This window comes from Thermus hydrothermalis (assembly GCF_022760925.1).
GTDB lineage: Bacteria > Deinococcota > Deinococci > Deinococcales > Thermaceae > Thermus > Thermus hydrothermalis.
In genome coordinates this window covers 1-4,996 of the sequence record NZ_JAKTNT010000032.1, presented here as the reverse complement: position 1 = coordinate 4,996, position 4,996 = coordinate 1, and the positions used below count along the sequence as shown (strand labels likewise).

General features: G+C 64.7%; 5 protein-coding genes. 2 read left to right on the top strand and 3 right to left on the bottom strand.

Translation table 11 applies throughout. The features are described from left to right. Positions 1–649 (top strand): ThiF family adenylyltransferase (locus tag L0C60_RS12685; protein ID WP_243092919.1); only part of this gene is annotated, 649 nt, incomplete at its 5' end. A gap of 39 nt (positions 650–688) precedes the next feature. Here L0C60_RS12685 and L0C60_RS12680 read toward each other — a convergent pair. Both L0C60_RS12680 and L0C60_RS12675 read right to left on the bottom strand, forming a co-directional pair. Beyond that, positions 689–1,819, bottom strand: coding sequence for a citrate synthase/methylcitrate synthase (locus tag L0C60_RS12680; protein ID WP_234507509.1), 1,131 nt, complete (start codon positions 1,817–1,819; stop codon positions 689–691). A gap of 52 nt (positions 1,820–1,871) precedes the next feature. Further along, a complete protein-coding gene (locus tag L0C60_RS12675) occupies positions 1,872–3,017 on the bottom strand; it encodes a class I SAM-dependent rRNA methyltransferase (protein WP_243092918.1) in 1,146 nt (381 codons plus the stop codon). Positions 3,018–3,348: 331 nt separating this feature from the next. Between L0C60_RS12675 and L0C60_RS12670 the strand changes: the two genes are divergently transcribed. After that, on the top strand, positions 3,349–4,230 hold the full coding sequence (locus L0C60_RS12670; protein WP_234507505.1) for an MJ1477/TM1410 family putative glycoside hydrolase: 882 nt from the start codon (positions 3,349–3,351) through the stop codon (positions 4,228–4,230). Here the strand turns inward: L0C60_RS12670 and L0C60_RS12665 are convergent. Beyond that, positions 4,211–4,915: a hypothetical protein gene (locus L0C60_RS12665; RefSeq protein WP_234507502.1), complete on the bottom strand. Its 705-nt coding sequence runs from the start codon at positions 4,913–4,915 to the stop codon at positions 4,211–4,213. The genes L0C60_RS12670 and L0C60_RS12665 overlap by 20 nt on opposite strands. Positions 4,916–4,996: the final 81 nt, after the last annotated feature.

The following is a 4,996-nucleotide window of genomic DNA, read 5'->3' as shown; positions in this document are numbered from 1 at the left end:
GCGGGTGGGGATTGTGGAGATGGACCGGGTGGAGCTTTCCAACCTCCACCGCCAGGTGCTCTACGCCACGGAGGACGTGGGCAAGTCCAAGGCCTTGGCGGCCAAGGAGCGCCTGCAGGCCCTAAACCCCTTGGTACGGGTTGACGCCTACCCCGTCCGCCTCACCTCGGAAAACGCCTTGGAGATCCTGAAAGGGTACGAGGTCCTGGTGGACGCTTCGGACAACTTCCCCACCCGCTACCTGGTGAACGACGCCGCCGTCCTCCTCAACAAGCCCTTGGTGTTCGGGGCCATCTACCAGTTTGACGGCCAGGTGGCGGTCTTCCACCACCCCACGGAGGAAGGCGAGATGGGGCCTTGTTACCGGTGCCTCTTCCCCAAGCCCCCGCCCCCCGGCTCCGTGCCCTCCTGCGCCGAGGCCGGGGTCTTCGGCGTGCTCCCGGGCGTGGTGGGGGCCTTGATGGGGGCGGAGGTCCTCAAGGTCCTCTTGGGCCTGGGCAAGCCCTTGGCGGGCCACCTTCTCCTTTACGATGCCCTGGAGGCGGGCTTCCGCAAGCTCAAGGTGCGCCGCAACCCTGCCTGCCCCGTGTGCGGGGACAACCCCACGCAACGGGAGCTCATAGACTACGAGGCCTTTTGCGGCCTGTAAAAGGGGCCTAGGGCCTAGCGCCCCAAGCCCCCAAAAACCTTAGCGCTCCTCCAAGGGGATATAGGGCCGATTCAGCTCCCCGATGTACTTGGCGTCGGGGCGGAGGAGGCGGTTGTCCAAATCCTTGTACTCCAGGATGTGCCCCACCCAGCCCGAGATGCGGGCCACGGCGAAGATGGGGGTGAAGAACTCCAGGCCAAAGCCCAGGTCGGAGTAGACCACCCCGGAGTAGAAGTCCACGTTGGGGTAGATGCCCCGGGGGTTCAACACCTTCCCCGCTTCCTCCTCCACGATCTTGAGGATCTGGTACTCCTGGGAGTGGCCGTGCTTTTCCGCCACCAACCGGGCCAGGCGCTCCAGGACCCCGGCCCGGGGGTCAAAGGCCTTGTAGACCCGGTGGCCCATGCCCATGATGCGCTCCTTCTTGGCGAGCTTTTCCCGCACCCACTCCCGGGCCCGCTCGGGGGTGCCGATCTCCCGGATCATCTTCATCACCGCCTCGTTGGCCCCGCCGTGCCGGGGGCCCTTGAGGGAGGCCACGGCGGCGGTGATGGCGGAGTAGAGGTCGGTTTCCGTGGAAAAGGCGGCGATGGCGGTGAAGGTGCTGGCGTTAAAGCCGTGCTCCGCATGCAGGATAAGGGCGGCGTCCATGAGCCGCTCCTGCTCGGGGGAAGGCTCCACCCCGTTTGCCATGTAGAGGAAGTTGGCGGCGTGGGAGAGGTCCTCCCTGGGGGGGATGGGGGCTTTCCCTTCCCTAAGCCGCTTGTTGGCGGCCACGATGGTGGCGAACTTGGCGATGAGGTCCAGCCCCTTTTGGTAGAGGGCCTCCTTGGAGATATCGCTCTCCGTGGGGTCCAACATGCCCAGCTCGGAGACGGCGGTCCGCAGGAAGCTCATGGGGTGGGCGGAAACGGGGTACCGCCGGAAGGACTCCAGGAGGTGCTCCGGCAAGGAGCGGCGGGAAGCCAAATCCCTTTTGAAGGCCTCTAGCTCTTCTCGCTTGGGAAGTCTGCCGTGGAGGAGGAGGAAGGTGGTTTCCTCAAACGTGCTCTTCTCGGCGAGCTCCTGGATGGGGATGCCGTAGTAGTAGAGCTTTCCCGCCTCCCCGTCAATGAAGCACATCCGGCTTTCCGTGAACAACACACCTTCTAGACCCCGTGCCACTTCCATACTGGCCTCCTTTTACGCACCCCAAGGGTGCTTCGCCTCCCATCATACCCCCTTAGAGGGCATCCTCTTGCAGGATGAGCGTCTTGAGGTAGAGGCTTTCCGGCACGTGGAGGCTCCAGGGATGGTCCCGGGGCTGGTAGGTGACGGCGTGCACCCGTAAGCGCATCCTTTGGTCTGCGGCGGCGCGGCGGGCCACCTCCAGGAGGTCCTCCACCTTGAGGTAGTAGCTGCAGGCGGAAATCCAGAGGTACCCCTCTGGGGCGAGGAGCCTTAGGGCCTCCCGCACCAGGTCCACCAGGTGGCGCTTCATGGCGGGAAGCTCCTCCGGGCGCTTCACTAGGGTGGGCGGGTCCAGGAGGACGTGGTGGAAAGGGCCTTCCAAGGCCTTGAGCACCTCCAGGGCTTCGCCTTGGCGGATATCCACCCGAAGCCCCGCCCGCAGGGCCGCCTGGTCCAAGACGGAAAGGGCCTGGAGGTCCTTGTCCACCGCCAGGGCGTAAGCCCCTTTTCGTGCGGCCCGCAAGGCGAAGCCCCCCACGTAGCTAAACACGTCCAGAACCCGCTCCCCGGGCCGGACCATGGCCTCAAAGAGGCGGCGGTTTTCCCGCTGGTCCAGGTAAAACCCGGTCTTCTGGGCCAGGGCCAAGGGGATGGGGAAAAGGAGGCCGTCCTCCTCCACCTCCAGGACGGGGGGTACCTCCCCCTGGACCACCCCCACCCGCTCAGGAAGGCCTTCTTGCCTTCTCGCCTCCACATCGCTCCGCTCGTAGACGCCCTTCGGCGAGGTGGCCTCGAGGAGGGCGGGAAACCACACCCCCCTTAGGGCCTCCATACCCCGGGAACGCACCTGGAGGACCAAAACCTCCCCGAAGCGGTCCACCACGAGCCCGGGAAGCCCGTCCGCTTCCCCGTGGACCAGGCGATGGAAGACCCCAAGCCCTTCCCGCTTCCGCAAAGCCTTCTGGAAGCGCCCGAGGAAAAAGCGGCGGTCCAGGGGCCCCGGGTCAAAGCGGAAGGCCCGGAAAGGCACCTTGGAGCGGGGGTCGTAGTAGCCCACCGCCAGGAAACCCCCATCCGCCGCCACCGCCTCCGCTACCCCCGCCTCGGGGGGGGCCTCCTGGATCTCGTCCCGGTAGAGGTTGGGGTAGAAGTTCTTCAGTTTCCGCTCCTTGCCTGGCCGGACCACCACCCGCAGCACGGCCTAAGAATACTGCGAACCTTTCCGGTACCTGGATCATCGGGGTAGGGCAGGGTTGGTGCAGACTGTGGGGGGAAGAAGGTGGGGTCTTGGCCGCTGGGGTTGCGCGAAGGGGTTTTGCCTGACCCTGGTTCAGGTACGTTCCTAGCGCACGGGGTGGCCGCCCTTTGAGCCTTGGGAAAAGGCGTCAGGCCACGGCCCTGTGGGCGGTGGGGGTATCTCACCGAAAGGGTACCCGCTTCTCAGAGGGCAGCGCTAAGGTGAAGAGGAGATGCCCTATTCTTCTAGCGGCTGCAAGGCGCCCAGCTTTTCGGGTTGGATGGTTGGTTGGGTGTTGCTGTTCGCCCTGGTTTCCTGCCGGGAAGGCGCGGTGGCTTCTGGGCCTTACCCCTCTCCACCCCCACCCTCGCTCAGCGTACGCACCTGGGTTTACCAGCTCACCGGCTATCCGGCCACCGGGCTTAGCGCCTTGGGTGCCACGGCGGCGGACCTCTTTGTCATAGACCTGACCCAGGATGGCCAGAAGCCCTGGGCCAGCACGGATCTGGCGCCCCTCAAGGGGAAGCCTGTTCTGGCCTACATGGAGATCGGGGGAATAGAGGACTACCGGGTAGAGTATCCCGTGGTGCAGAAGAACGCTCCCGATCTCCTGCTAAATCCTGTGCCCGGCTGGAGCGGGGAATGGTACGTGAAGTACTGGGATGAAGACTGGTGGACCCTGGTGGTTCAGCCCCGCCTGGATAAGGCCTTGGCAGCGGGGTTTAAAGGGGTTTACCTGGACTTGGTGGACGCCTACGAGGGCATAAGCCTACCCTTGGTGCCCGGCGAAACGCGCGATTCCCTGGCGACCAAGATGGTGGCGCTATTGGTGCGGATTAGTGCCTACGTAAAGGCCAAGCGGCCGGATTTCTGGGTGTTTCCCCAGAATGCCCCGGAGCTCCGGATGCGGCCGGGATACCTGTCCGCTATGGACGGCATTGGCCTGGAGGAGCTCTTCTTCTACGCCACCGATCGTCCTTGCACGGGCTCGGGCTGCCAAGTGCGCCTGAACCACGCCCGGGCAATTCGCGATGCGGGGAAACTGGTGCTCACCGTGGACTACGCCACCAAGCCGGAAAACGTCCAGACAGCGTGCCAAAAGTCCCGGGCGGAGGGATTTGTGCCGTATGTGACGGTGGTGAACCTGGACCGGATCAGTCCCCTGTGCCCGTAGGGAGGAGGAGGTGCTTTTCTTGCGCCAAGATGGGAACGAGGCCGTGGCGTAGGGCTCTTCTTTGGGCCCAACGGGCTAGCCTTGCCTGGGGAGCATAATCCAGGCTGTAGCGTTCCCAATGGAACCGGGCCAAGACTTGCGCCCATGTGGCGTTTGCTCGCAAGATGGAGCGCGGAAGCGGTTGTCCGCCCCCTTCCCAAGTGGTGGAGAAGCCCTCAAAGACGATGCCGTCCACGAGGTCTGCCAGGTGGGGTAGGAGGGCGAAGCCGCGGTTGGCAAGGAGGAAGTGGGATCCCACGGCCCGCCGGAGCTCTAGGAGGAGCCGGAGGGTACCCTCCCGGCTTACGGTGGCCGCCTGGTCCAGGGTGTCCAGGAAGAGGCCTTGGAACCCCCGGGCTAGGTAGAGCAAGGCGCTTTCCACCACCTGCGTCACCCATCCGGGGTGGGCGGGGTCCACGATCTTAGTGCCCCAAAGGGGGTTGACGGGGCCCAGTTGCCACGGGGCTTTGGGACCTGGATCTTCCCCTAGGCTCAGATAGGCGAGGGGTTCTGTGGGGGTAAGGGCCTGGAGCTCTTCTGGAGTGTAGGCCCAGGGCTGGAGCACCACCCGGCGAAAGGCCCGAAGCTCCCTAAGCCTTCCTTGGCCGTAGTAGAAGCCCAGGGGTTTAAAGGAGGTATAGACCATAGCGCTCCGGATGGCGGAGGTGCTCTAGCTCAAAACTTGCACCTCCCGCATACCCCGCATAAACCTTCACTCCCTCCCCCG

Excerpts from the sequence above, each read along its gene's own strand:
- L0C60_RS12680 (WP_234507509.1), bottom strand. The coding sequence starts at position 1,819 with ATGGAAGTGGCACGGGGTCTAGAAGGTGTGTTGTTCACGGAAAGCCGG.
- L0C60_RS12665 (WP_234507502.1), bottom strand. The coding sequence starts at position 4,915 with ATGGTCTATACCTCCTTTAAACCCCTGGGCTTCTACTACGGCCAAGGA.